32 protein-coding genes are annotated in these 23,754 nt (G+C 68.4%); 16 read left to right on the top strand and 16 right to left on the bottom strand.

The genetic code is table 11. The annotated features are described in order from the left end of the window. Positions 1-58: 58 nt before the first annotated feature. The 4 genes from AB0K21_RS39005 (at position 59) to AB0K21_RS38990 (ending at position 2,663) form a co-directional block, all read left to right on the top strand. On the top strand, positions 59-1,489 hold the full coding sequence (locus tag AB0K21_RS39005) for an MFS transporter (RefSeq protein WP_343964224.1): 1,431 nt from the start codon (positions 59-61) through the stop codon (positions 1,487-1,489). A gap of 129 nt (positions 1,490-1,618) precedes the next feature. Further along, a complete protein-coding gene (locus tag AB0K21_RS39000; RefSeq protein WP_343964222.1) occupies positions 1,619-1,900 on the top strand; it encodes a metal-sensitive transcriptional regulator in 282 nt (93 codons plus the stop codon). A 34-nt stretch (positions 1,901-1,934) separates the two neighbouring features. Next, a complete protein-coding gene (locus AB0K21_RS38995; protein WP_343964220.1) occupies positions 1,935-2,147 on the top strand; it encodes a copper ion binding protein in 213 nt (70 codons plus the stop codon). A gap of 87 nt (positions 2,148-2,234) precedes the next feature. Next, positions 2,235-2,663: a hypothetical protein gene (locus AB0K21_RS38990; protein WP_364157310.1), complete on the top strand. Its 429-nt coding sequence runs from the start codon at positions 2,235-2,237 to the stop codon at positions 2,661-2,663. Here the strand turns inward: AB0K21_RS38990 and AB0K21_RS38985 are convergent. Then, positions 2,617-2,973 (bottom strand): metalloregulator ArsR/SmtB family transcription factor, encoded by a 357-nt coding sequence (locus AB0K21_RS38985; protein WP_343964216.1) that lies wholly within the window; start codon positions 2,971-2,973, stop codon positions 2,617-2,619. The two genes, AB0K21_RS38990 and AB0K21_RS38985, sit on opposite strands and share 47 nt — an antisense overlap. An 81-nt stretch (positions 2,974-3,054) precedes the next feature. Here AB0K21_RS38985 and AB0K21_RS38980 point away from each other — a divergent pair, with 81 nt between their 5' ends. Further along, entirely contained in the window at positions 3,055-4,170 is a 1,116-nt protein-coding gene (locus AB0K21_RS38980; protein WP_343964214.1) for a cation diffusion facilitator family transporter, read from the top strand. A gap of 270 nt (positions 4,171-4,440) precedes the next feature. After that, on the top strand, positions 4,441-4,671 hold the full coding sequence (locus tag AB0K21_RS38975; protein ID WP_343964213.1) for a hypothetical protein: 231 nt from the start codon (positions 4,441-4,443) through the stop codon (positions 4,669-4,671). 100 nt (positions 4,672-4,771) lie between these two features. Here the strand turns inward: AB0K21_RS38975 and AB0K21_RS38970 are convergent, their stop codons facing one another. Next, the gene (locus AB0K21_RS38970) at positions 4,772-5,683 is read right to left on the bottom strand and encodes a hypothetical protein (protein ID WP_343964211.1); all 912 of its coding nucleotides are present in this window, start codon (positions 5,681-5,683) and stop codon (positions 4,772-4,774) included. A gap of 366 nt (positions 5,684-6,049) precedes the next feature. On the opposite strand from AB0K21_RS38970, the gene AB0K21_RS38965 reads away from it, so the two are divergent. Then, positions 6,050-6,349: an SHOCT domain-containing protein gene (locus tag AB0K21_RS38965; protein WP_343964209.1), complete on the top strand. Its 300-nt coding sequence runs from the start codon at positions 6,050-6,052 to the stop codon at positions 6,347-6,349. Between the two features lie 15 nt (positions 6,350-6,364). After that, a complete protein-coding gene (locus AB0K21_RS38960) occupies positions 6,365-6,601 on the top strand; it encodes a hypothetical protein (protein WP_343964207.1) in 237 nt (78 codons plus the stop codon). A 31-nt stretch (positions 6,602-6,632) separates the two neighbouring features. On the opposite strand, the gene AB0K21_RS38955 is transcribed toward AB0K21_RS38960, so the two are convergent. The 4 genes from AB0K21_RS38955 to AB0K21_RS38940 form a co-directional block, all read right to left on the bottom strand. Then, positions 6,633-6,995: a hypothetical protein gene (locus AB0K21_RS38955; protein ID WP_343964205.1), complete on the bottom strand. Its 363-nt coding sequence runs from the start codon at positions 6,993-6,995 to the stop codon at positions 6,633-6,635. A 3-nt stretch (positions 6,996-6,998) separates the two neighbouring features. Beyond that, on the bottom strand, positions 6,999-7,166 hold the full coding sequence (locus tag AB0K21_RS38950; protein WP_343964203.1) for a hypothetical protein: 168 nt from the start codon (positions 7,164-7,166) through the stop codon (positions 6,999-7,001). After that, positions 7,163-7,594 carry a heavy-metal-associated domain-containing protein gene (locus tag AB0K21_RS38945; protein ID WP_343964201.1) on the bottom strand — a complete coding sequence of 144 codons (432 nt, stop codon included), beginning with the start codon at positions 7,592-7,594 and terminating at the stop codon, positions 7,163-7,165. Before AB0K21_RS38945 ends, AB0K21_RS38950 begins: the two co-directional genes overlap by 4 nt. A 342-nt stretch (positions 7,595-7,936) precedes the next feature. Continuing rightward, positions 7,937-8,125, bottom strand: coding sequence for a hypothetical protein (locus AB0K21_RS38940; protein ID WP_364157356.1), 189 nt, complete (start codon positions 8,123-8,125; stop codon positions 7,937-7,939). Here AB0K21_RS38940 and AB0K21_RS38935 point away from each other — a divergent pair. Together AB0K21_RS38935 and AB0K21_RS38930 are read left to right on the top strand one after the other, a co-directional pair. After that, a complete protein-coding gene (locus AB0K21_RS38935; RefSeq protein ID WP_343964199.1) occupies positions 8,042-8,242 on the top strand; it encodes a hypothetical protein in 201 nt (66 codons plus the stop codon). The two genes, AB0K21_RS38940 and AB0K21_RS38935, sit on opposite strands and share 84 nt — an antisense overlap. Positions 8,243-9,127: 885 nt before the next feature. Further along, complete coding sequence (locus AB0K21_RS38930; protein ID WP_343964197.1) at positions 9,128-9,757, top strand: DUF305 domain-containing protein; 630 nt, start codon at positions 9,128-9,130, stop codon at positions 9,755-9,757. Positions 9,758-9,925: 168 nt separating this feature from the next. Here the strand turns inward: AB0K21_RS38930 and AB0K21_RS38925 are convergent, their stop codons facing one another. The 4 genes from AB0K21_RS38925 to AB0K21_RS38910 all read right to left on the bottom strand — a co-directional run bounded on the left by AB0K21_RS38925 (position 9,926) and on the right by AB0K21_RS38910 (position 12,465). Further along, positions 9,926-10,579: a class I SAM-dependent methyltransferase gene (locus tag AB0K21_RS38925; protein WP_343964195.1), complete on the bottom strand. Its 654-nt coding sequence runs from the start codon at positions 10,577-10,579 to the stop codon at positions 9,926-9,928. Between the two features lie 114 nt (positions 10,580-10,693). Next, positions 10,694-11,056: a hypothetical protein gene (locus tag AB0K21_RS38920; protein ID WP_343964193.1), complete on the bottom strand. Its 363-nt coding sequence runs from the start codon at positions 11,054-11,056 to the stop codon at positions 10,694-10,696. Between the two features lie 93 nt (positions 11,057-11,149). Next, positions 11,150-12,100, bottom strand: coding sequence for a M56 family metallopeptidase (locus AB0K21_RS38915; RefSeq protein ID WP_343964191.1), 951 nt, complete (start codon positions 12,098-12,100; stop codon positions 11,150-11,152). Continuing rightward, positions 12,097-12,465, bottom strand: coding sequence for a BlaI/MecI/CopY family transcriptional regulator (locus AB0K21_RS38910; RefSeq protein WP_343964189.1), 369 nt, complete (start codon positions 12,463-12,465; stop codon positions 12,097-12,099). The genes AB0K21_RS38915 and AB0K21_RS38910 overlap by 4 nt, the downstream gene beginning before the upstream one ends. A 219-nt stretch (positions 12,466-12,684) precedes the next feature. Here AB0K21_RS38910 and AB0K21_RS38905 point away from each other — a divergent pair, with 219 nt between their 5' ends. Beyond that, the gene (locus AB0K21_RS38905; RefSeq protein WP_343964187.1) at positions 12,685-13,224 is read left to right on the top strand and encodes a DUF4396 domain-containing protein; all 540 of its coding nucleotides are present in this window, start codon (positions 12,685-12,687) and stop codon (positions 13,222-13,224) included. Positions 13,225-13,246: 22 nt separating this feature from the next. On the opposite strand, the gene AB0K21_RS38900 is transcribed toward AB0K21_RS38905, so the two are convergent. Both AB0K21_RS38900 and AB0K21_RS38895 read right to left on the bottom strand, forming a co-directional pair. Next, a complete protein-coding gene (locus AB0K21_RS38900) occupies positions 13,247-13,615 on the bottom strand; it encodes a hypothetical protein (protein WP_343964185.1) in 369 nt (122 codons plus the stop codon). Between the two features lie 115 nt (positions 13,616-13,730). Further along, on the bottom strand, positions 13,731-14,543 hold the full coding sequence (locus AB0K21_RS38895; protein WP_343964183.1) for a class I SAM-dependent methyltransferase: 813 nt from the start codon (positions 14,541-14,543) through the stop codon (positions 13,731-13,733). A gap of 86 nt (positions 14,544-14,629) precedes the next feature. Here AB0K21_RS38895 and AB0K21_RS38890 point away from each other — a divergent pair, with 86 nt between their 5' ends. Then, complete coding sequence (locus tag AB0K21_RS38890; protein ID WP_343964181.1) at positions 14,630-15,112, top strand: MarR family transcriptional regulator; 483 nt, start codon at positions 14,630-14,632, stop codon at positions 15,110-15,112. Positions 15,113-15,265: 153 nt separating this feature from the next. Here the strand turns inward: AB0K21_RS38890 and AB0K21_RS38885 are convergent, their stop codons facing one another. From AB0K21_RS38885 to AB0K21_RS38875, 3 genes are all read right to left on the bottom strand, one after another. Beyond that, on the bottom strand, positions 15,266-15,619 hold the full coding sequence (locus tag AB0K21_RS38885) for a beta/gamma crystallin domain-containing protein (protein WP_343964179.1): 354 nt from the start codon (positions 15,617-15,619) through the stop codon (positions 15,266-15,268). Between the two features lie 428 nt (positions 15,620-16,047). After that, entirely contained in the window at positions 16,048-17,268 is a 1,221-nt protein-coding gene (locus tag AB0K21_RS38880; RefSeq protein WP_343964177.1) for an FAD-dependent monooxygenase, read from the bottom strand. Between the two features lie 23 nt (positions 17,269-17,291). After that, positions 17,292-18,218, bottom strand: coding sequence for a zinc-binding alcohol dehydrogenase family protein (locus AB0K21_RS38875; protein ID WP_343964175.1), 927 nt, complete (start codon positions 18,216-18,218; stop codon positions 17,292-17,294). Between the two features lie 277 nt (positions 18,219-18,495). Between AB0K21_RS38875 and AB0K21_RS38870 the strand changes: the two genes are divergently transcribed. Then, positions 18,496-18,909, top strand: a complete 414-nt coding sequence (locus AB0K21_RS38870; protein ID WP_343964173.1) for a MarR family transcriptional regulator — start codon at positions 18,496-18,498, stop codon at positions 18,907-18,909. A 217-nt stretch (positions 18,910-19,126) separates the two neighbouring features. Here AB0K21_RS38870 and rph read toward each other — a convergent pair whose 3' ends face one another. After that, entirely contained in the window at positions 19,127-21,874 is a 2,748-nt protein-coding gene (gene rph, locus AB0K21_RS38865; protein WP_343964170.1) for a rifamycin-inactivating phosphotransferase, read from the bottom strand. A 477-nt stretch (positions 21,875-22,351) separates the two neighbouring features. On the opposite strand from rph, the gene AB0K21_RS38860 reads away from it, so the two are divergent. From AB0K21_RS38860 to AB0K21_RS38850, 3 genes are all read left to right on the top strand, one after another. Continuing rightward, positions 22,352-22,516, top strand: coding sequence for a hypothetical protein (locus AB0K21_RS38860; protein WP_343964168.1), 165 nt, complete (start codon positions 22,352-22,354; stop codon positions 22,514-22,516). Positions 22,517-22,559: 43 nt separating this feature from the next. Beyond that, positions 22,560-23,267: a phytanoyl-CoA dioxygenase family protein gene (locus tag AB0K21_RS38855; protein ID WP_343964166.1), complete on the top strand. Its 708-nt coding sequence runs from the start codon at positions 22,560-22,562 to the stop codon at positions 23,265-23,267. A gap of 189 nt (positions 23,268-23,456) precedes the next feature. Beyond that, the gene (locus AB0K21_RS38850; protein WP_364157291.1) at positions 23,457-23,717 is read left to right on the top strand and encodes a hypothetical protein; all 261 of its coding nucleotides are present in this window, start codon (positions 23,457-23,459) and stop codon (positions 23,715-23,717) included. The last annotated feature ends 37 nt before the right edge of the window (positions 23,718-23,754 follow it).

The raw sequence follows: 23,754 nt of genomic DNA, 5'->3' as shown, positions 1-23,754 counted from the left end.
CAACCCCCATGACGCATCCTGCCACCACGGCGTGGATGCGAGAAATCAGGAGTGCGGCATGAACGCCGTCAACCCCCGCAGGTGGCAGGCACTCATCGTGCTCGCCGCCGCGCAGTTCATGGTCATCATGGACACCTCCATCATCGGCGTCGCCCTGCCCGACATGCAGCGCGACCTCGGCTTCTCCTCCGGCAACCTGCAGTGGGTGTTCAACGCCTACGTCATCGCCTTCGGCGGCCTGCTGCTGCTCGGCGGCCGGCTGTCGGACCTGTTCGGCGCCCGCAAGGTCTTCACCACCGGCTGGATCATCCTGATCGCCGGCTCCGTCGTCGCCGCGCTGGCGGCCGACGCCTGGGTCGAGATCCTCGGCCGCGGCGTCCAGGGCGTCGGCGGCGCACTCATCGCGCCCGCCTCGATGACCCTGCTCATGACGCTCTTCGGCCACGATCCCCGCGAACTGGGCAAGGCCATGGCCCTGTACGGCGCGGCGGCACCGGCGGGCGGTACCGCCGGGGTGTTCCTGGGCGGCGTCATCACCGAATACCTCAGCTGGCCCTGGGTGTTCATCGTCTACGTCCCGATCGGCCTGGCCACCCTCGCGGCCGTCCCCGCCCTGCTGCCCGCCGTTTCGGGCAGGCGCGGTTCGGTCGACGTACTGGGCGCCATCGCGGTCACCGCGGGTATCGCCCTGGCGGTCTACGCCATCGTCCGGGCCCCCGGACAGGGCTGGGGCTCGGCCACCACGCTGCTGGAACTTGCCGGAGCGGCCGCGCTGCTGGCACTGTTCCTGGTGATCCAGCGCACGGTCCGCGCCCCTCTCATGCCGCTCGGCGTGTGGAGGACGCCCGGCCTGGCCACCTCCAACCTCGCGATGGCGCTGCTGGGCGCGGCCTGGATCCCGATGTGGTACTTCCTCAACCTCTACCTGCAGCAGGTACTCGGTTACGGCGCCTTCCCCAGCGGTGCGGCGCTGCTGCCGATGACCGTCGCCATCATGATCTTCATGATCGGCGTCACCGCGAGGCTGCTGGGCCGCTTCGGCGCCAAGCCACTGATCGTCGCCGGCCTGCTCGTCCTGGCCGCGGGCCTGGCGGGTTTGTCGCTCGCCAGGCCAGGCGGGACGTTCGCCGTCGACGTGCTGCCCGCCTCGCTGATCGCCGCGGTCGGCATGTCCCTGGCCTACATCCCGGCCATGATGTCGGCCATGTCCGGGGTGCGCCCCGAGGAGAGCGGTCTGGCCTCCGGGATCGTCAACACCACCTACCAGGTCGGCTCCGCGCTCGGCCTGGCCGCGATGACCGCGATCGCCACCTCTCGGGGTGCCGCGGAGCTGGAAAACCTGCCCGCGCTCACCGGCGGTTTCCAGGCCGCCTTCATCGGAGCCGGAGCCGTGGCCGCCACCGGTGCCGTACTGACTCTGCTGCTCATGCGCACGCCGAACCAGGCGGCGCGAACACGGCCGGAGGAGCCCCAGCCGGCCGGTGTGTAACGGATCCGGGGACGCGTCGCGGACGCGTCCCCGGAACGTCGCAGCGAATTCCGCCCGATGATCCAGAAGGCCTCCGGAATACGGTACGGGGGTATTGTGTTATGGAAGGCGACGACGAAGGGCGGGGACATGCACGGCTACACCCACAACAAGCAGGACCATTTGCGGCGGCTGCGCCGCATCGAGGGCCAGGCCCGCGGCCTGCAGCGGATGGTCGAGGAGGACAAGTACTGCATCGACATCCTCACCCAGGTGTCGGCGGCCAACCGGGCTCTGCAGTCCTTCGCGCTGTCCCTGTTGGAAGAGCACCTGGCGCACTGTGTGGCCGACGCGACCGCCAAGGGCGGCGCCGAGGCCGAGGCGAAGGTCAAGGAGGCCACCGACGCCATCGCCCGCCTCGTCCGTTCCTGATCAACGAAACCAGCGACCAGAAGGAGCGATCGCCATGACCACCACCACCTACACCGTCACGGGCATGACCTGCGGCCACTGCGTCTCCTCCGTCAGGGAGGAGGTCGGCGAGGTCCCCGGCGTCACCGGCGTCGACGTCGACCTGGCCACCGGCCTGGTGACCGTGCGGAGCGAGAGCCCGATCGACGCGGCGCAGATCACCGCCGCGGTCCAGGAGGCCGGATACGAAGTGGTGACCCCGTCGTGAACACGCCGGCCAGGCTGGGCACCTACGCCCTCGGACTCGCCGTGATCTTCGGCGGAGCTCTGGGGGTCGGCAACGCGGTACTTCATCGTGGCCTCCCGCGATCTGGACAGCTTCCAGCACCTGCACCCCGAACTGACCGGTGACAGCGTATGGTCGGTGAAGCTGACCCTGCCGCAAGCGGGCGCGTACCGGGCGTTCGCCGACTTCGCCCCCGAGGGCGGCAGCGGACTGACCCTGGGCGCCGACCTGCAGGCCCCCGGCGCCCATGAACCCAAGGCGCTGCCCGCGACGAGCCGTACCTCCACGGTCGACGGTTACACCGTCACCCTGGACGGGGCCCTGACTCCCGGCGCGTCCAGCAAGCTCACCCTCTGCCACTTGTCGTTGACGTGCTGGGACAGGACCGGCAACAGTGGTTGCCGGTCGCGGGTGCGGTGGGCCATGCGTTGCGCAGCCGGTCGCAGCGAGTTCAATCGTGTGGTGGGAGATGGCCGAGTTGGTGGTCGGCGGCATTGAGCGCTTCGTCGACCAGGCGCCGCAGGTGCCCGTGGCGCAGGGCGTAGATCACACGTCGGCCTTCTTTTCGGGTGGTGACCAGGTCGGCCAACCGCAGGCGGGCCAGGTGCTGACTGACGGCCGGGCGGGCGAGGTCGCAGGTCGCGGTGAGCGTCGTCACGTCCGCCTCTCCTTCGGAGAGCTTCTGCAGCAGAGCCAGGCGGGTGCGGTCGGCCAGCAGGGACAGGATGTTGGCGGCCACTGTCAGACGTTCGCCCTGGTCGCGCTCTTGCGAGTCGTGCGCACCTGATAGGTGCATGCGTGCGCTCATATGCACATAATGAGGGGTAGGCGGCCTGCCGTCCAACCGGCCCACCTCAATGTCCCCCGACGCGCACAAGCTGGAGCTGTCATGAGCGATCCGAACACCCCTCACAAGCCGCACCGCCCTGACCGCCTACCGGGCGGCGACCCGAACGAACACGCAGACCACGGCCACCCCCATGGGCATGACCACGGGCATGGGGAGGCGAGCGGGCACGGCGGGGTCCGCGCACTGCTGGCCCTCGCCGGGCACGCCTTCACCTCGCACAGTCATGACAGCGCCGACAAGACCGATGCGGCGCTGGAGTCCAGCAGCCGCGGCATGCGCGTGCTGGCCATCTCTTTTGCCGTACTCATGATGACCGCTGTGTTCCAGACGGTGATCGTGGCGTTCTCCGACTCGGTCGCCCTTCTGGGCGACACGTTGCACAACTTCGCCGACGCCCTGACCGCGGTGCCGCTGGCGATCGCGTTCTCGGTGGGGCGCCGGGCGGCCACCCGGCGTTTCACCTACGGCTACGGCCGCGCCGAGGACCTGGCCGGGGTCGTCATCGTGGCCCTGATCGCCACCTCCGCGGGCCTGGCCGGGTATGCGGCCGTCAGGCGTCTGATCGCCCCCGAGAACGTCCAGGCGCTCGGCTGGGTGGCCACCGCGGGTGTGGTCGGTTTCCTCGGTAACGAGTGGGTCGCCCGCTACCGGATCAAGGTCGGCCGCCAGATCGGCTCGGCCGCGCTGGTGGCCGATGGCCTGCACGCCCGTACCGACGGTTTCACCTCCCTGGCCGTCCTTCTTGGCGCGGGCGGCGCCGCGCTCGGCTGGCCGCTCGCCGACCCGATCGTGGGCCTGCTGATCACGGTGGCGATCTGCTTCGTGCTGCGCGACGCCGCACGGGAGATCTACCACCGGCTGATGGACGCGGTCGACCCCTCTCTGATCGAACGGGCCGAGCAGATCGTCGCCCGAGTCGCGGGCGTGGAGCGCATCGGCTCGATCCGGCTGCGCTGGATCGGGCACGCGCTGCGCGCGGAGGTCGACATCGTGGTCGGCCACGAGCTGTCGCTGGTGCAGGCGCACGCGGTGGCGGTCGAGGCTGAGCATCGCCTCATCCATGAGCTGCCCCGGCTGCGGGCGGCCACCGTGCACACCGATCCCGGCGGGCCGGAGGGCACCGACCACCATGCGATCCTGGCCGCGCACGCCTAACGTGGCGGTTTATCTCCCGGTGCTTGTGCCAGCCGGGGTCACCGGTCGATCAGCATCAGCTCAGGTCACAGGCGCCGCCCGCCCGTCTCCCCTGGATCGGCCTCGGCGGCGGGCGGCCGGGTCCCGGCCCTCCTGCCAGCGGGCCGGCGCCTCGGGCGAGATGCGGGCGCAGCGGGCCGGCGAAGCGACCGAGGTGTGCCTGGAGCAGGCGAGCAGCGTGGAGGTGTTGCGCCGTCTTCGGCGGCGTGCGTCAGCGCCGCCGTCGTCGGTGTGATCGCCAACCTCGCGCTCTACTTCGCCGAGCACACCCTGTTCGCCCACACCTTCACCTGGGTGTGGGGCCCGTTCCGTGCCCGGCTGCCCGAGCCGGGCACGCTCAGCCCGATCGCCCTGGCGATCACGCTGGCCGCGCTGGTGATGACGTTCGTGCTGAAGTGGCCGATGCTGCGCATCCTGGGGATCTGCGCGCCGCTGGGCATGGGCACGGTCCTGCTGCCGTGAACCGCCGCACCCAGCGCGGCGCCACCGGCCTGTGTCTGCCGGACCCGCCGTCGGCCGCAGGGCTTGTTCGGCCGTGTTCCCTGATCTCTTACCGTCCCCTTCAGCGGACGTGCAGGGTGACGGCGGCGGTGCGCAGGGTGCCGGCGGTCTGGAACTGCAGGAACAACCGCCAGTTGCCGGATGCGGGCAAGCCGATCATGAAGTCCAGGGTGGGGCCGCCGTGCCCGTCGGTGACCTTGGTCTGCGGGTGAAGGTGGGCGAACGCCTGATCGCCCTGGTGAAAGGCGGTCAGGTGGGCGTAGGTGTCCAGATAGGGCTGCAGGTCGGTGACCGGCTTGCCGTCCTTGCGGATCGTCACGGTCAGCGGGCTCATCATGCCGGCCTTCAGGTTGCCGCGCAGGGTCAGGGTGTAGCCGTCGACCATGGTGGAGGCCGAGGGCGGCGGCAAGGCGGCGGTGGCGGCGGTGCCAGGGACGGTGAGGGTGCGGCTGAGCACGAAATCTCGGCCCTTGCCCGGCCCGGTGTCCGGGGTGAACTGGGTGAACAGCCGCCAGTGGCCGGGCTGGAGGGGGGCCAGGTGCGCGGTCCAGGTGCCGTCGCCGGTCATGCTGGGGTGGAGGTGCTGGAAGCCGGTCAGGTCCGAGCTGATGACGTAGAAGTGTAACCGCTTGGTCTGGTTGAGGGCGAAGGCGGTGACCGGTGTGCCGCCGGGGCCGGTGATGGTGAACCGGTAGGTGGCCGCCTTACCGGCCGGGAGGGTGGCGTTGGGCGAGGTCAGGGTGTAGCCGTCCTGCTGGGCGGACAGGCCGTTCCGTGGGGGCATGCCGGGCATGGGTGTAGCGGAGGGGTTGCCGCCGGACGGCATCGACGCTGAGGCCGACGTGGGCGTACCGAGTGCGGGAGGGCCGGGGGTGTGGGAGCCGTAGGCGGCCGACCCCAGCGCCAGGCTCCCCGTGACGCAGGCTGTGGCGATGGTACGCCGCGTGAAGAGCACACGCGGGAGAATCGGCACCGAGACCACCTCCTCACCAGCAGCATCGCGTCACCGCAGGTCAGGCGCCACCAAAGGCGCGGAGATCTTCAGGTCGCACCGCAGCCCGCTGCAGCGGGCCTCCGGACCTGCTTGAAGATCACGTTCCCGGTGCAGGCTCCCGCTGTCCCTGACCTGCTGTAACGCCCCACGCGGGCCGGTGGACCGGCCTGCGACCACTCAGAGCGCTGAGGACAGGGGACCAACAGCGCCGCAGCCAGGACTTTCGGCCCCCGCGTGCATGACCCGGACGGTGAGAGCATGACAGTGACACCGAAAAAGGGATCGGGATCGGCAGCACGACCAAAGCCGTGCCCGCCGCGTCGCCGATGCGGGGGTGAAAAAACGATGATGCCCTGGTATGGCCACAACCTGAGCGGATGGGGCTGGTTCGCGATGTCCGTCGGCATGATCGTGTTCTGGGGTGTGACCATCATCGTTGTCGTCGCGGTCGTCCGTGCCCTGGGCCGCTCCCAGGACTACCCGCGCCCACCTGCCGGGCCCTCCCCTGAGCAGGTGCTCGCCGAACGGTTCGCCCGCGGCGAGATCGACGAGGAGGACTACCGGCGGCGCCTGAGCACGTTGCGCACCTCCACCGCGCCGAACACCGACCCCGGGCCGCGCACCACGTCGTTGCCGCCCTCCTGAGCAGGAGGCCCGCCGATGAACATCGTCAAGAACACCAAGCGGGTCTATGGCCTGTACGCGCTCGTTTTCGTCGCCGCCTGGGTCGGCGCGTTGGCATTTGGCATGCCCGGCCGCATCCTCATCCTGCTGGCCATCGTCGCCGCCTGCCCGCTGATGATGTTGTTGATGGGGGATACGCGCGGTGATCGCGGCGATGGGGATCGGCACACCGGACAGGGGAACCCGCCTCACTCTCACCGGCCCGGGCGGTAAGCGCCGGGCCCGCGCGTGAGCACGCCGACGCTCACCCTTCGGCCGGGAAGGTACGCGGCAGGCGCAGTCGTTTGAGGGCCAGGGCGTTGACCGCGACCATGACCGCGGTGCGTCCCCCGGCGGCCACCTCGTCTCGGCGAGCACCGAGCTTACCGAAATCGACGCCCTCGTGTTCCAGCAGCCGCCGGTTGCCGACCGCCACCCGGTGTCCGGCCACGTCGGCTACGGCACCGTGTCCGGGAAAGTTCTCGAACCGCCCGGCCCGTACCCGGCCCAGGCCACGTGCGTCGGCGTGAGCGGCGATCGCCTGGGCCAGCGGGTGCTCGGACTCGCGCTCCACCGCGGACACCAGCCGCAGCAGCTCGTCCTCGCCGATCCCGCCGTCGACCAGCACCGGTCAGAAGGCCGCCCGGTCGGCCAGCCGCTGTCTGGGGGCCTTGGAGTTCTGGGCCTGCTGCACCAACTTGACGATCTGGGCCAGGGCGGTGTCCGCGCCGACCCGGGTGACGCGTACCCGCAGGGTGCCGTCAGCCCCACCGTGATCCACGCGCTCGGCCGGGATCACGTGGGCTTCGTGCCCGGCGGTCCCGGCTCGCGCTGTGCCGTCCACATGGGTGCCGCGACCGGGTGTGTGCTGTTTCGGCAGCATGGTGGTGCCGTGGGAGGCGGGAGGGTGACCTTTGTGGCCGGTGGGCGGGGGTCCGGCTCGGTCATCGGATCGCAGATGTGAGAGGGCACCGACTGACCGGCGCGGTGATACCCGCATTCGATCACCCAGGTGCGCAGCTCGGCCAGACAGGTGCGGGCTGGGTCGAACACCGCGGTCGCTGTCTGGGCCACCGGGTTGACCTCCACCTCCAGCACTCCCGGGCGGCGGCCGAGGCAGGCCGCGACGATGTTCTGCTCCGAGGCCCACCGCAGTCCGCTGACGTCGAGGACCGCAGTACTGCGCTCCTTGCCGACGCCGTGCCGGGCGTCCGTGTGATCTGTCATGGCCTTTCTCCTTCATGCCGGAGGGCGCCGAGGTCGAAACCCTCCTATCGCCAATCGTGAATTTCTCCGCCAAACGCGACCCCCTGCTGACCGGCGCCGCCGGCATACGGGCTCGACGAGGAACAGGCCCACCCCAGGCTCCGCTCACGGCGGCGTTTCCGTGCCGCACATCATGTCGTTCTCCTTGAGGAGACCATGCCCAGATCCGAGAGATCTCCAATCGGAGGGAATGGCCCACAAGTTCCACTGCCGGAGTCTCGGTTCGGCTTCCCACGAGGGTGCGCCGGCGTTGCCCGGGGTACATGGCGGCGCGTACGGCGAGGCCGGACGCCGGTATCGGACCTACCCGCTACCCGTCGGGGAGAGGCAGGCACCTGTGGGCATGCGAGGCATGTTCCGCTCGCCGAACCAGGCTGCCGGCCAGTGCCGCATCCGGAACATCTCGGCATGCTGATCACTGCGCACCGTGCGGGCGAACCCCGCAACCTCCTCGTGCTCCGCCTTTTCGTATACGGGCAGTTGCTGGGCCATCATCACCGCTGTCATGTAGTGGCCGATCCTGTCCTGCAGGAACGCCTCTTCCAGCGTGTCACCGACAACTTCGACAGTTCGCGCATCGTCGGTCCAGCGATGCAGGTCTGCACCTGAAAGAGATCATCCACTACGGCACATAGTTGGCAAGCGCGAGGATCATGGTCCCACACCCGGCGGTGAGATCGATCCACCAAGCCGCTTGATCATGAAGCCCCGAAGCGATCATCGCTGCCCTTCCAGTCGAGCGGGCGCCTCCGTCACCCGATTTTCCAGCGGGATGCCCGGCAAGGTGGTGTGATGGGGAGAGCGCTCCGCTCACTCGCCCCGGCGATGAGAGGTGATCTCGATTCAGACTCCTCGTCGCCGTTCGCCCCTTCGAAAGTTCCTGCCGCGCATCTATGTCGAATTATTCTACTATCCTAGATCGTAGAATAATCGGAAAGACTGGGCCGCGGCTGCGAGGGAGGACGATGGGCGACCCAACCGGCCGGCCCGCGTCGTGGGTGTCGTGCAGGCTTCTGCTGATCGCTCTGGTTTTGGGCGTCGCCGGGATGCACACGTTGGGTCATCTGAACCACCAACGGGTGCACGGCAACACGCCTGCCGCCTTCGGGCATTCCGCTACCGCCGATCATGGAGTGCGAGAAGCGCGCCCCATGTTCCGCCCCGCCCCGATGCCCCAGGCCGAGCAACTGATCTCAAAGCTTGGAGACACTCCCCTTACCCCTGATCCGGGCTCGGTCTGCCTGGCCGTGCTCACCTCGTTTCTTCTCCTCATCGGTATGGCATCCATGCGGACGCGGCGGACCTCACAGGCCCGAGCGGCCGGTGCCTCACCGAGGCCACTCCTCACCCGCCCACCCCCGCGAAGGACGGCCCTACGCCTGGCGCGTCTCTCGGTTCTACGCGTATAGGCCGATCACCTGCGCGGACGGCACCACGGATCCGCCCGCAGACGAGCGGCACGCAGATACGACCGACCGGAAAGAGATCACAGAGATGTTCGCCAACCGATCCGCCCTTCGCAGACTCGCACTGACCGCCACGGCGGGAGCCGGCGCTTTCACGCTGCTCACCGCCTGTGGAGGCGGTGACGATGCGCCGACCGGCCACACCGGCATGACCAGCAGCGCTCCCGCTGCCGTCCCTACCGCAAGCCAGAAGTCGCAGACCTCCTTCAACAACGTCGACGTCACCTTCGCGCAGATGATGGTCCCGCATCACGAGCAGGCCCTGGAGATGGCCGAGCTGGCCGAGACGCGCGCCTCCGATGCGGAGGTGAAGGAACTGGCGGCGACGATCAAAGCCGCGCAGGGGCCGGAGATCGCGACCATGACCGACTGGTTGTCCACTTGGAAGGCTTCCACCTCAGAGGGGGGCCACGGTGAACATGTCATGCCCGGCATGATGACCGAGAAGGACATGGTCAAACTCCAGGCGGCGAAGGGCGCGCAGTTCGACCGGATGTTCGTCGAGCTGATGATCGCCCATCACCAGGGGGCGATCACGATGGCCAGGACCGAGCAGGCCGACGGGGCCGAGCCCAAGGTCAAGGAACTCGCCAGGAGCATCGAGACCGCCCAGCAGGCGGAGATCGAGCAGATGCAGGAGCTTCTCGACCGGCTCTAGGCCATGGAGCGGCCTACAGTGTCCAGAGGAGATCTCCCCCGCTGACTTTCAGCGTTGGGTGTCGTGGTTCATTCGCCGCCTTCACCACAAGTGGCGGTCAAAAGAACTCCCTTGTTCGCGCCACCGCTTTGTTCCGGATCGCATTATGGGTGCGCCGCGCCGCGGCCGCTACCGATGCGGGGGCCAGGACGCGTCCTGGCCCCCGCATCGGCGAGCCGTCCCGAGGATGAGGTATGACAACGGCGTGCGGATCTCGGGAAGCAGAAACCGTTCCAGCCGCTCAAGGGTGAATCCTGCCCGCTCAATCGCCGCCGCGGTGTCGCGGCCGGTGTGGCAGCCGCCGAACAGGCGGGGCCATATCGTGGCGTCCAGCAGACGCTGAATGCGGATCATGCCAGATGAGTCGGCCAGGACGTGTTCGAGGAAACGCAGCTGTCCTCCGGGTTTAAGCACCCGGTACACCTCCCGCAACGCCGAAGCCTGGTCGGGAACCGAGCACAGCACCAGGGACATCACCGCGGCGTCGAAGCTCGCGTCCTCGCCCGGCAACCGGTCGGCGAGACCGTCGACAACGTCGACCGGTATGAGGGCCTTGCCGGCATTGACCCGTGCCAACCGGCGCAGACGCGGCTCCGGTTCGACCGCGAGCACCCGGGCAACGGCCGGCGGATAGTGGGCGAAGGTCAACCCGTTGCCGGCGCCCACCTCGATCACTTTTCCCGAGAGTCCGGCCAGCAGCGCCTCCCGACGCTCGGCCAGACCTGCGCGTTCCATCACCTGGCTGATACGGGCATAGAACCGCGCGAAGATCGGATGGTTCACACCTGTCCTCGTCATCGTCTCCCCCCGTTCCCATCATCACCCGCCGACGCACCGGCGGCTCTGCCGGCCCGCCACTCGAACCGGAGCGATCGAGCCATGGTCTGTGAAGGGGGCTCAGTGCGAGGCGGGACGGTAGGGCACCGAGAACCGATGTCCTGCGTCTGTCGACTCCACGACGGTTCCGTCCTGCGTGGCCGCGAGAAGACGCCGCCGGTCGACAGCCGCGAAGGCGGCGGCTGGGCCTGGCAGCCGGCCCACCGCCTGCCAGGTTTCACCGGCGTCCCTGCTGGTGTACACCTGGCCGTCAGCCCCGGCTCCGACGAGATCGTCTTTGCCGACAGAGTCCACGTGGGACATGAGCGGGGAATCGGCGAGCGCGGTGAAGTTCACGCCACTGTCATCGCTGATCTGGAGTCCGTCCGGTGTGGTCGCGTACACACGATCCGGTTTATGCGGGTGAGCGGCCAGGTCGATCACCCTTGCTCTCGTCCCCGGCACCCAGCTCTTACCTTGATCACCGCTGCGCCGTATCCGACCCGTCTGGCTGTCGTAGTCGTAGGTGTTTCGTGGCTAGAACAGCGAGATGTTGTGGCAATGGTGGGCCAGAAACGAGCTCACCCCGGGAATTACGGCCACGGCTGCGGGGCCGATGAGAAGGAGGGCGACTACGGCCAGGCCCGCGACGCGTTCCCGGAGTTCGAGCGGTGCCGCCGGGCTGAGCATGCGTCGGACACGGGTGAGGGCGGTCTCGCCACCCGCGCCCAGCGCGAACGCGGGTGTCCGTCCCGTGGCGAGCCGGACCAGCGCGGCGGCGATGTGAATACGCGGGTGGCGGCGAGCCGCGACGTCGTCGGCGAGGAGCTCGATCAGCCGTGCGATCTCGCTCCGGGCCCGGGCGAACAGCGGCAGATGGGGGAAGGCTCGGCAGAAGGCCTCGGCGGCGGCCAGGACGAGATGATGGCGCCCGCGCAGGTGCGCCTGCTCGTGAGCGAGGACAGCGGCGACCTGCTCGGGAGCCAGGGACCGCAGGGCCGCGGTCGTGATGACCGCCCTGCCGTCGCGGCCGGGCAGGCAGTAGGCGGCGGCCTCGTCGTGATCGAGCACGACCGCGTCCAGCGCGCCGTCGTGGCGGCCGAGGAGGTTCAGCATCTCGGCGTGCCGTCGCCGTTCCCGTCGCGCCCTGAGCAGAATGGCCGCCCCGCAGTAGGCGATCCTGGCCGCGACCAGCCCGGCACCGAGCAAGGCGACGCGAGCGTCAGGGGCGGCAAGGGACGCGCCGTCGGAGAGCATGTCCGCGCACGCCTGGAAGAACTCGGCCAGGCCGTGGCCGACCACATTGCCTGGGATCGCGACGGCGAGGGCGGAGAAGATCGCGGAGGCGGCCACGGAGGCGCAGCCGGCCAGCCAGACGCAGATCGCCAGACGAGGTGCGCGATCAGCCCATTCGCCCCGGCCCAGCAGGCGGGGCAGCGCGACCACCGCGACCATCGCGTACAGGGCCAGGACGGCCGCGGCCATCATGTGCGCCCCCCGGGCGGATACACCTTCAGGGCGGCCTCCAGTGCGGTCGCCTCCTCGGGGGTCAGCCGCTCCAGGAAGTGCACCAGCGTGGCCGCCTGGTTTCCGCTGGAGGCGAGACTGCTACGCATCAGCTCGGCGGTGTAGGCCTCCTTGCTGGCCACCGTCTCGTAGACATACGCCCGGCCGACCGGCTTCCTGCGGAGCAGGCCTTTCTTGTGCAGCTTGTCCATCACCGTCATGACGGTCGTGTAGGCGATGTCCCGCTCACGACGGAGATCTTCGAGCACGTCCCTGACCGACGCCGGCCGGTGATACGACCACAGGCGCTCCATGACCGTGGACTCCAGGTCTCCCAGACCACGCATCAGGTGAGACTCCCATCTGGCGGCGAATCATTCAATGCTACTGGCCGTCGTAGATGCCTGGCATGCGTCGCTTCCGCCACCGGCCCGCCGATCGCCGGGTTCACGATCGTGGCGGGCCCGATACCCGCAGCCTCCTGACGCGAGAAGCGTTGTCCGTATACCCCTTACCCGTATATGGTGGCCAGAGCTAGGAAAAGATGCGCGAGCCGGGAGGCTGGGATGGCGGAATCGATGGACTCCAAGAATCGCGCTGGACACGAGGAGCCCCACGGGCATGACCACCACGGGCATGACCACCACGGGCACGGCGGCCACGCACGGAAGGCCACCTGGCGGGTGGCCTCGTCGGCGACCCTGCACTGCCTCACCGGGTGCGCCATCGGTGAGGTGCTCGGCATGGCGATCGGCACGGCTCTGGAATGGCCGAATGTGCCCACCATCATCTTGGCCATTGTGCTGGCCTTCTTCTTCGGCTACGCGCTCACCCTGGTCGGGTTGCGCAAGGCAGGCGTCAACTGGCGCAAGGCCCTGCGGCTGGCGCTGGCGGCCGACACCCTGTCCATTCTCGTCATGGAGATCGTCGACAACGCCGTCATGGTCGCGGTTCCCGGCGCCATGGACGCTGGGCTGACCTCCGGCCTGTTCTGGGGAACCCTCGCCTTCGCCCTCCTGGTGGCCTTCCTGGTCACCACGCCCATCAACAAGTGGGTCATCGGCCGGGGCAGGGGACACGCCGTCGTCCATGCCTACCACCACTGACGGGCGCCGACGTGCTAAGCCCTCATCCGCTGGTCGCGGTGAGCGCATCGAAAGGTTCCTGTGACGCTCGACCGTAGCGGCGAGCAGATCGCGGATGTAGCGCAGGACGGGAGAGGCGGGGGCCCAGCGGCACCACCTGCACCTTGTAGCGCCGTTTGCGGGCGAGGTGTGCAAGATTGGCGATCTGTGCGCCAGGCCCGATGGAGCCGACGGCGGTGCGGCGGACATAGGTCGCATAGATGCGATCGAAGGGGCGCCACACCCGGTGGCGCGGCACGCGCCGTCCCTCGAGTCCCACATCACCGTCCAGACGCCCGAACCACCAGGCCTGCATCGGTGGCGTGACGCCCTTGGGCGCCTCACCTGCGGCACCCGTCGATGAGCCGGTCAACGCCCGACAGGTTCTCCGTCAGCCACCAGAGGACCGACAGCGGCTGGGGACCCCCTGGTCGTACGGGCTTTCTGTGGTACCGGGGAGATGTTGATCGGGTTTCGCCGGCCTGAACTCAGAACCGGAAGCGCACGATGCGGGTGGACTGTTTCATGCCCGGCAGCAGGTTCATGAGGCGATATACGCGGCGGATGTTCGCGGGTGCCTTGGCCATCAGTATCGGTGAGTCGTACATCGGCGCCTCGTCGACGTACTCGAGCCCCGGGTGCCACTCAGCGAGCGCGGCCGGGTTGTCGAAGCCGCAGTGGAACCGGGCGCCATACCTGCGCAGCGTGGGATCCCATCTCGAGGTGCGCCACGCCCAGACCGGTACCGTGTCGATCTGGATTTGGCCGGCCGGGAAGGCGCCGACGACGTTGGTCAGCAGCCGCCGGACGTCCGGCTCGGTCAGGTAGGGCACCAGCCCCTCGGCGATCATCAGCACCGGCCGGCCGCGAGGGATGCGTTCCAGCCAGGCAGGGTCGGTGACGCTGGAGCCGATCAGGGTGTAGTGCTCGCGTGGCGGCAGGAATCGTTGCCGCAGTTCGATGACGGCGGGATAGTCCAGGTCGTACCAGTCGACGGTGGCTGACGGGTCGATCCGGTACACCCGGGCGTCGAGGCCGCAGCCCAGATGCAGGACCACCGCGTCGAGGTGATCGGCCAGGAAGCTCCGGGCCCAGTCGTCGTGGGCTCTGGCGCGGACCACCGCCGCGAGGCCCAGCTGGCTGGAGCCGAATCTGCGCTTGTCGTAGCCGGGGTCAAGGCGGCGCATCACCTGCTCGGCGTACTCATCGCCGAGGATCGGGTCCGGCAGCCGGTTGTCCAGAGCTTTGGCCTTGAGGACGGGGCTGAGGGTCTTCTGCACCCCGACGAGCTCGGTCTCCACAACAGCGACGTTACTCTGATTTCACGAATTTCGTGAAATATTTGAATAATCTAACTGTGCGGGCCACGATAAGGAAAGGAGCTGCGGTGACGCGAGCGGACGAGGGCGCCATCGCAGATTTTCGTGAACGATTCGCGCAAATCATGGTCGAATCCGGCATGCCCCGGATGGCCTCGCGTGTTTATGCCGCGCTGCTGGTCACCGACTCCGGCAAGCTGTCGGCCGCCGAGCTCGCCGAGCGACTGGACGTCGGTGCGTCGGCGATCTCGGGGGCGGTCAAATACCTGGTGCAGGTGCGACTGGTCGAACGTGGCCGCGAACCCGGTACCCGGCACGACTTCTGCCGGATCCACGAGCACACCTGGAGCCACTACTTCAGCCAGTCCGACCCGGTGCTGGTCCGGGTGCAGGCCGGTGCCGACGAGGGCACCGCGCTCCTGGGGCTCGACTCCCCCGCCGGGCGACGGCTGGACGAGACCCGTCAGTTCTTCGCGTTCATGCGCGAGGAGATCAAGCAGTCGATGGCGAAGTGGCGGCGGCTCCAGGCGGCCGAACGCGAGGCGGGCTGAACGGTCATCGGGATCCTGCCGAGTCGACTGCCGGGCTCCGGCAGTCGCGGCTCGGTCGCGGGACCGCCGACCACAATCTTGAAAGGCCCGCCGCCGGTCACGCCTGCGGGGCGTGACCGGCGGCGATTCCGGCGGCAGCCAGATGTCAGCGTGTCACACGATCTGGATGGCGACGACCTTCGGAGGACGGTTCGGGAAGGTGATGTCGTGCCAGCGCTCGATCTTCACCGAGTCGCCGTTGGCGTCGTAGTAGATCAAGTCGTTGTTGCCCGTGGAGATCCGGTCGACCCACCATCCGCCGAAGTCGGTCCTTCCGGCATTGGCGTAGCAGTCGACGCTCTGGCGGCCGTCGAGGTGCGACCAGATCTTCAGGAAGTTCTCGCCGCCAACGCATTGGACGTGGTCGATGGCGAAGGCGGTGCCACCCGGGAGGGTGACGGTGAAGGCGGCGGCTGCGACGAGCGCCACGGCCATGGAACGGGCGTTCTTCTTGCTCTTCGAGATCACAGATTCTCCTCCTGTGGAGACCGGCGCGCACGGCCTCGGCCCTGTTGGTGACGTCACATCCCGACGGAACGGCGCTTCGCCGGACTGGTAGACGGCCGACTGCGCACCGGAGTGGGCCCTCGCGACCACACCTTTCCGTGACGCAACTGGATCGCTTGGTAACTCACAGTAATACCACTCTTTGCCCGGCCAACGCTCCGAACGAGCCCTCCGCTCCCGAAGATGTCCCAGCCATCAGGTAAGGAGTGACCCCACGGTTGCCTGAGCCCACCAACGTCGCCATAGCCCCGGGACCCGGATGTTCTCCGTACAGAGCACGCCGCCCTGGCGACTGCCACCCACACCTTGTGACCCCGGCGTCACCGGCCTGCTCCCCCTCCCCAAATGAGCGTCGCCGTTCGAGTGCGTACATGCGGGCCGGGCTCTTGTCAGCCGGCGTGGGCGATGTCCAGCTCCCGTTCTCGGATGGACTTGCTGCTGCTTCGCAGGGAGCGCAAGGCATTGCCGATCACCGGGAACCGGAGGCTGCGCGCCAGGACCGGCCGGAGGGCGATCTGCCGCCGGCTGCCGGGGGTGACAAAATACCGTTGTTCGACGCCGTTGGCCTGGTAGTAGGTCATGTGCGGGCGGAGCTGCGCCTCCCAGGCGCGCAGAGCGCCGCGGATGTCACCGGGGTGACGGTGCAGCATGCTGCCGAGCAGGTCGGCTCCGGCGAGCCCGGCGGAGATCCCCATGGCGGAGTACAGGCCGGGGCACCACGCGGAGTCGCCGACCAGCACAACCCGGCCGTGCGACCAGGCGTCCATGCGGGGTTGCTCCACTGAGTCGAACAAGAAATCGTCGGCGGCGTCGAGCGCGTCAAGCGCCTCGCCGAGCAGCCGGCCTGTGGGCTGAGGTCCGTACGCGGCGCGGACCTGTTCGGCGGGCCGACCGGTGAACTCGGCGTCGACGTCGTCGGTGCGGTACGAGAAGAGCACGGTGGGCGGGTGGTCGGCGAACGGAAAGACCCACATGGCCCGGCCGGGCTCGAGGAGACTCGCCCCCTCGTGTGGGGAGAGCCCGCCGACCGGGCCCGGCAGTATCGTCGCCGCGATCATGTAGCCGAGCCGATGCAGATATCTGTCGTGCGGGCCGAAGACGAGACGCCGGACCGCGGACCGCAACCCGTCGGCGCCCACGACGAGGTCGAATCGCTCGGTCACGGATCCACCGTCGTGTTCGAGCGTCACCTCGACACCGGAGGCATCCTGCTCGATGCGGGTGGGGGTCGTCGCGTAGCGGATCTCCATGTCGTGCGGGAGCGCGGCGAAGGCGGCACGTTCCACGTCACCACGCAGCATCATGCGAGGCGAGACCGGCAGATCCCCGAACCCCATGCCAGGTTTGCGGACACCGGCGCGATCCACGGTGTAGGTGATGCCGCTGGGCGACGATCGGTCGGGGATGGCGTCGAGAATGCCGAGTCGCCGCGCCGCGGCCTGGCCGGCGCCGAACAACACGACGAAGTAACCACCCGATCGACGGCCCGGCGCTCTCTCCACGATCACCGGTTCCCAGCCGATGCGCCGAAGGCCGATCGCCGTGGCGATGCCGCTGACGCCGAGACCCACGACCAGGGCCCGTCTCCTACTGCTGCTCAACGAAGTCATGGCTTCCTCCTCGGATGTGACGGCTAGGGGACGAAAACGATGCGGTCGTCGGTCTCGGCGGTCCACGCCTGTGCGACCTGGGCGAGGGGTACGGTGCGAGCCCGTACGTCGATCGCGCCCGCGGCCACCACTGAGGCCAGCTCCGGCAGCTCGGCGAGGAAGTCCCGGGCGGAGACCGAGCCGATGCCGCTGCCGACGATCTGCAGGCGGGCGGAGCGCAGTGCCGCGGAGGGGATCGGCGCGGTCCGGCCGGCGATGGATCCGATCTGGATCCAGGTCAGCGGGGCGGCGCGGTCGGCGCGGGCGGTGAGCATCGGAATCATGGCTTCGGCGGCGGATTCACCCCACACGTAGTCGATGACCACGTCGACGTCGGCTGCGCGGCCGATCTGGTCGAAGGTGATCGTCTCGTCGGCACCGAGCGCGGTCAGCGCCCTCAGGCGGGTGGTGTCGCGGCCGGCGGCGATGACCTGGGCGGCGCCGAACAGTTTGGCGATCTGGACCGCCATCCGTCCGGCGCTGCCGGTGGCGCCGAGGACGAGGACGCGCTGGCCGGCGTGGAAGTCGACGCGTCGGCGCAGCGCGACCCAGGACGACATGGCCGGGTTCATCGCGGCGGCGATCCGCACGGGGTCGATGCCTTCGGGCAGGATCACGCTGCGGCGAGGATCGACGAGGGTGCGGTCAGCGAACGTCCCCAGAGCTGTGTCGTCCAGGGCCACGTAGCGGACGTTGCCCTCCTTGTCGCGCACCACGCCGTCGACGCCGGGGACGAGCGGGTACACGCCGTTGCTGGAGTAGTGCGAGCCGTTCGCCTTTGCCCTGGTCAGATGGTGCAGGCCGGCCGCGAGGACCTCAACGACCATCTCGTCGCCGTGGCGTTCCGCGGGGTCGGGGTGGTCGCGATAGACCGGCGGGGCATCGACTGCCGGGATGACGGCAGCGTGCATGGTGACCTCCCAAGATGGTTTGCATTACCAACCACCTCCATAGTGGTTGGTAATACAAACCATGTCAACGGATGCGGTTCGATCAATGCCGCATCACGTTGTGTGGTTTCACCATCGCGCCCGGGAGCGCATGGGGCCGTGCGCGACGAGCAGCGCAGCCGTGGCGGGGTTGCCGTGGCGCGATCCGTGGCGGCGTGAAACCGGGGGGCCGTTCGCCTCCGCTCGGGCCGGCTTCGGCATGGTTGGTATTGCCAACCATGCGGACTAGCATGGCGGCATGACCGCCACCGACGATGTCATGGACGCCCTCGTCCGGACCACCTTCGAGGTGGCAGGCGTGCTGACCCGCATCGGCGGCGAGCACGACCTGTCGCTCACCCAACTACGGGTGCTCGGCATCCTCCGCGACCGCCGCGCCCGCATCACCGAACTGGCCGCCTATCTCGGCCTGGACAAGTCCACGATGTCCGGCCTCGTCGACCGCGCTCAGCGCCGGGGGTTGCTGACACGCGACAAGAACCCCGATGACGGCCGGGTCGTCGATGTGTACATGACCCCAGCCGGGCTCGAACTGGCCAAGCGAGTGGAGGACGAAGTCCGGCGCGCCCTGGCACCCATGACCGGCCGCCTGAACCCGGAACAGCTCGATCAGCTCGTCAAGCTGCTCGAACTCGTCTTGATCCGCCCGTAGCGAACACACGGCCGGATGGACGGGCTCCATCACGTACCCGTCTCCCGGGTCGCCTCGACGGTTCCGGACGACCCGGGAGGTCCCCAACCGACCATGACCGGGATTCATGCTGGTGAGGTCGCCTGTTCAACTGTCGCGAATTGCCGCTCCCGTAGAGCGCGGTGGTGCCGAAGATGGCCCACCTCGAGTGCTGGAGTCCCGGGTCCGAGGCGACGGTTCAGGGGAGGATCTGGACGTACCCATCGGTTCCGTGAATGCGGATCCGCTGCCCGTCCCGGATCAGCCGGGTGGCCTGCTCCACCCCCACAACGGCCGGCAAGCCGTACTCCCGCGCGATCACCGCCCCATGCGTCATAAGGCCGCCCACCTCCGTCACCAGTCCGGCGACGGTGACGAACAGGGGGGTCCAGCTGGGGTCGGTATAGGTGGTGACCAGGATGTCGCCCGCCTCCAGGTCTGCCTGCGCCATGTCCATGACGACACGGGCACGGCCCTCGACGATCCCGGCCGATACCGGGAGGCCGGCCAGCGCGCCGGGCGGGGCGTCCTCACGCCGGTACTGGCCGGTGATGGCCTCGCCGTCCGATGTGAGGATCCGGGGCGGTGTGAGCGCCTCGTACGATCGGAACGCCTCCCGCCTTTCCAGAATGAGTTCGGCGTCCACGCCGTCGGTGCGCACGACTTCTTGCAGCTCCGAGAACCGGAGGAAGAAGATGTCCTCTTTCTCGCGCAGGACGCCGGAACGGACGAGGCGATCGGCTTCCCGCAGCAACGCCTGCTTGTAGACGAAGTAGCGGCTGACCATGCCGTACTTGGGGTACTCCCGGTATCCGGCGAAGGTGCGGACGCGGTCGATCATCCGCTTGGTCTCCTCGGCCTTCTGCTCCCCGTGGGGCAGGGCGCGCAATCGCGTCAGAAGTTCCTGTTCTTTCCGTCGTGACTCCAGGCGTCCTTGCTCGAAGTGTCGTTTGCCGGCACCCGGCTCGAAGTTCTTGATGTTGCCGAGGATGGTGGGCACGAGCGTGGCGGGATGCTCGCTCCAGCGCGTTCTGGTGATGTCGATCTCGCCCGCGCAGCGCATGCCGTACTCGTCGAGGTAGCCCCGGATGGCGTCACGTGCTTCCCGTCCGCCAGCCAGCCCGGCCAGCTCGTTCAGGAAGCCGTCGCCCTCCCGGCCTTCGTCCACGACGCGGTGCAGGAACGTCACGACGTCCGCGTGCGGTCGGATTGTGTCCGCGACGTCGAGGAGCGCCAGCCCCATCTCCGACGTGACGTTGTGGGGGACGGATTGCGTGAGCGCGTCGGCCGCGTTCTTCTCGCCCAGCCACGCCTCGAGGCGGTCATTGAGCCACCAGGTCGCCTCCATCGCCGCCATGATCACCTGGATGCCCTGCGGATCGAACAGGATGCGCTTCAGCTCTGCGATGTCGGCCAGGATGAAGTCGAGCAGCACCGGTCCGGACAGAGCCTGGATCTCGCTCCGCAGGGTGGCGACGGACGCCTGACTGTGTCGGATCAGCTGGGTGACAACGGCCGGATCGGTCTCGATCGGGGCGGGTGGGTCACCGGCGGGCGCGGCGATGGAATCTTCGTCCGGAAGTGAGCGGATGAAGTCGCCGCGGTCGAGGACGGTCTGTAGCGCGTCCCGAATCAGCGGGTCGGACTTCCCCAGGGTCCCGAGGAGGTTCGCGCGACCCGCGGGCGTCGCCAGGACGGGGGCTACGTCGACGAACAACCGGCCGCCCGCCTCGTGCATCGGCCGTGGGGTCGTCAGCTGCCACAGGGAGAGTCCCAGCGGCTTCATCGCGTCGGTCATCATCTGCTGGTGACCGACGGAGACGTAGACATGGTTCTCCTGGTCGTCGGTCCTCGGGATGGGGAACAGGGTGGTGATCGGCCTGCTCTGGACGATGTGGAAGTCATCGCCGACCAGGCACCATTCGATGTCCTGGGGCCTGCCGAAGTGCGCTTCGATGCGCCGGCCCAGCCGCACCAGGTTCACGACCTGCGCATCCGTCAGAGTCGGCTGCGTCTGCCGCCACGGTTCGATCGGTGCGTCCTGGGTACCGCCTCCCGGCGACGCCTGGACGAACCGCGGCTTGGTGGCGACCGCCGTGCTGACGACCTGATCGTCGCGCACCGTGTAGACGTCCCCGGCGACCAGACCGGAGACAAGCGCCTCGCCGAGCCCCCAACCGGCTTCCACAGTGGCGATCTTCCGGTTCGAGGTCACGGGGTCCGCGGTGAAGAGGATCCCGGCCGCGTCCGGGAACACCATCTGCTGTACGACCACGGCCATCCGCACCTTGCGGTGGTCAAAGCCGTTACGGCGCCGGTAGGTCACTGCCCGCTCGGTGAACAGCGAGGCCCAGCACCTTCGGACGTGCTGAAGGATCGCCGGTAGGCCCACGATGTTCAGGTACGAGTCCTGCTGGCCGGCGAAGGACGCGGTCGGCAGGTCCTCGGCCGTCGCGCTGGAACGCACCGCGTAGGAGGCCTGCTCCCCGAGTCGGGCGAGCGATTCGCTGATCGCTGCCACAAGATCGTCGGGAACCGCGACGCCTTCGACGACGCGGCGGATGTCGGCGCTCAGGGTGCGGATCACCGCACGGTCGTCCGGTTTCACGCGCGACAGCCGGTCAAGCTGAGCGTCGATCGACGGCGCCTCGGCCACGACCCGCTGGAAGGCGTCTGTCGTGACGCAGAAGCCGTCCGGTACGCGGATGCCATTGATTCGCGAGAGCTCGCCCAGGTGCACTCCCTTTCCGCCGACGTCTGCGATATTCGTCGAGTCGATCTCCTCGAAACCCAGCACGTAACCCAATTCCGTTGCTCCGTCGTTCGTCGGGTCGGTTCGCAACGGGCAAGTATGAAGCACTTTCTGGCGACTCATGAGACGCACGAATCTGATATAAAGTGAAAGTGGCGGGGAGTGGCGCGCGCAGCCCGGCCCGACCTCGCCCACACCGGCATCCCGGGCCGCCGTTCACGCCCGGCGACAGCAGCAGCCTCCTGGCCGCCGACGTCGGCTACCCCGGCCCGGTCTCCGCGTGGCCGGCAACAGGGTCGCCAATTCGCACTTTACTGGTGAGACCGCATATCCAACTGTCGCGAATTGTCTCAGCCCTGCATTCAAAGAGTCACCGTATGTACTCCCCCAGGCCCTACTCGGGTTACGGTGCGACTGCTTCTGTATGTGTCCACTCGGTCAGTGCGCTCGAGTCCGGTGAGCCGGGACGGCCCGCATGGATTTACGGACGTCTCTCACACGCGTCCTCGCCCTCACTCCAGGCCGGAAGGGGCCTGCATGGCGCGGTCCAGGATCCTTGCGAGCGTTTGCGGCTGAGCGTTCGCGGTCCACGCGGTCAGAGCCGCCTCGACGCACCCCGGGGCAGCGGCGATCACCACGTTGCTGCGAAGAGCGCCTCTTCCTGCTAAGACCGTGGACGGCTTCGAGAAGACGTTCCAGGTCAATCATCTCGCGCCGTTCCTGCTCACCCGGCGACTCCTGGACACGCTCACCGCGTCACGGGCGTCGGTGCTGCAGACCTCCAGCAACCCGGCCCCGGCCGCTCGGACGAGCAGATGGATAACCGGTGCACGCTAGAAAACGGGATGAAATGAGAGCGGTGTTGTCGTAGCTTTCTGCGGTGGAATCTTTTATACGTGACGGATACGTCAAGGTGCCTGCGGTGGTTCCGCGCGAGGTCGCGGAAAAGGCGTGTGCGAGATTGTGGGAGCGGATCGAGCCACTGCCCGATGATCCTTCGACGTGGACCCAGCCGGTGGTGTGGACGGCGGACCTGACGCGTGAGGGCCCGTTCGGACAGATCGCCACCAGCGAGGTCCTCGCTCGGGCGCTGGATGCCGTCGCGGGGCCCGGGGGCTGGTCGCCGAAGTTCACGCTCGGCAACATCCCCGTCCGCTTCCCCCACGCCGAAGCGTCCAACGATGACGGCTGGCACATCGACGCCAGCGTCCCCCTGCAGGACGGTCGGTGGGCGGTATCGACCAGGCCTCACACACTCCTGCTCCTGACGCTGCTGTCCGACGTCGGCCCGGACGACGCACCCACCAGAATCCGGATCGGATCACATCACGACCTACCGCGGATCCTCTCCGAGGAACCCATGGACCCGTTCACCGCCGGACCGCTCGTCGACGCCGGCACTTCTGACAGGCCACTGGCCTACGCGACAGGCGAGCCGGGGGACGCCTACATCTGCCACCCCTTCCTCGTCCACGCCGCTCAACGCAACCTGACCGGACGCCCCCGCTTCATGGCGCAGACACCGATCCTCCTGGCCGAACCACTCGGGCCGGGTGGGCCTCCCGCCCTGGCGGCGGTGTACTCCTGATCGACTCGCACGACGAAGCACACGCCCCCCGCGACTGACCTCAAGGTGCGCGCAGGCAATTCCGAGACTCACGCGGACCGCCGGAGCCCTTGCCTGACCGGTTACGCGATGACCTTCGTTATCCGGTAATGATCACGCGCGGGGTGCGAGCTGTACGGTCGCCGCCCGCCACGACGAGGAGGCGGCCGCATGCGCACCCGCGACGGCGTGGGCGCACCCCTGACCGACACCGAGATCGCCGCCTTCGATGCCGATCCGGCCTGTCCGCTCCGCGAACGCTTTCCCGAGGAGCCCCGCACGGTGCCCCACCGGATCTCGGCATTCGTGGCCCGCCGAAGGAACCGATCCGAACGCTCGTGCTGCGATTCGCGGCCGAAGACCCTCCTGGCTGCCGCGCCGAGTACCGGTGGTGGCGCGTCCGCGCCGCCCGTGCCACACTTCCTGTTATAGAACTCTTCCAAGAGTTATAGAACGATTGGAGCATGGC

The sequence above is a fragment of the Streptosporangium sp. NPDC049248 genome, assembly GCF_040678965.1.
Taxonomy (GTDB): Bacteria; Actinomycetota; Actinomycetes; order Streptosporangiales; family Streptosporangiaceae; genus Streptosporangium; species Streptosporangium fukuiense.
This window is presented reverse-complemented; position numbering and strand designations above follow the sequence as displayed.